This window comes from Rhodanobacter ginsengiterrae (assembly GCF_050026815.1).
Classification (GTDB): domain Bacteria; phylum Pseudomonadota; class Gammaproteobacteria; order Xanthomonadales; family Rhodanobacteraceae; genus Rhodanobacter; species Rhodanobacter ginsengiterrae.
Genome location: NZ_JALBWO010000014.1, coordinates 1 through 1,057, shown reverse-complemented (window position 1 = coordinate 1,057; position 1,057 = coordinate 1). Strand labels below are relative to the sequence as shown.

The window sequence follows — 1,057 nt, the reverse complement described above, 5'->3', positions numbered from 1 at the left end:
CCCGAAATCACGGACGGTTGTGAAAGGGTGGAAAACTTCAAATCCTGCCTTGCGGTTCTTCGCCGCATCCTTGGGTTGTGGTGCCGCTCGATGTATTCGAACACATCCGCTCTCGCCGCATCGAGTGTCGGGTATGTCATGCGGTAGATCCGTTCGCGCTTGAGCAGACCGAAGAAACCCTCGCAGGCGGCGTTGTCTCCACAGTGACCCACGGCGCTCATCGAGCTGACCAAGGCGTTGGCGAGCAAATATCGCTGATAGTCGCCGCTTCGAAACTGACTGCCTCTATCCGAATGCAAGATCACCGGTTCGTTGCCCTGGCGCTGCCATACGGCCATCTGCACGGCTCGGACAACCATCTGCCGATCCTGCCGAGGATGCATTGACCAGCCCACCACCCGATGGTCGAACAGGTCCAGCACAATGCACAAATACAGCTTGCCTTCCTTGGTCTTTATCTCGGTGATGTCGGTGACCCACTTGGTCTCTGGCTCCAGTGCAGTGAAGTCCCGTTCCAGCCGGTTGCGCACGCCCGGCGGGGTAAGCGCCGGCCGCCCCCGCTGGCCTCGGCGCTTCGGGCGCGGCCAGCCCTGCAGGCCATCCGCTGCCATCAACCGAGCAACGCGGTTCAGGCTGGCTGTCTCGCCTTCATCGGCAAGGTCCTCCTGCATCCGTCCCGCTCCCAACGCCCCTCGGCTGTCCTCGTGAAGCCCACGGATACGCTCCAGCAAGCGTTCGTTGTCGATCTGGCGGGTGCTGGGTAGGCGCTGGCTCCAATCGTAATAGCCGCTGGCCGATACCCGCAGGCAACGACACATCAGCCGGATCGGGAACTCATCGCGACAACGTTCGATCACCTGATACCTCAAGATGATCCCTTGGCAAAGAACGTCGCCGCTTCTCGCAAAAAATCTCGTTCCTTTTTCACCCGCGTCAGCTCGCGCTTCAAACGCGCCAGCTCCTCATCCCGCGGCGTTCCCGTGCCGGCAAAGGCGCTCTTGCCCTGGCTCTCGGACTCGCGCTTCCAGCGGGTCAACAGGCTATCCCGGATCCCCAG

1 protein-coding gene is annotated in these 1,057 nt (G+C 61.5%); it reads right to left on the bottom strand.

What is annotated here, in order from left to right:
• Nucleotides 1-1,057 (bottom strand): IS3 family transposase gene (locus ACQGNJ_RS00065; protein ID WP_426687210.1). Its coding sequence is split into 2 segments (ribosomal slippage), with 1,058 coding nucleotides annotated over them: nt 1-913 and nt 913-1,057; the frame shifts between segments, so codons are not numbered across the junction. This gene is flagged as partial in the annotation.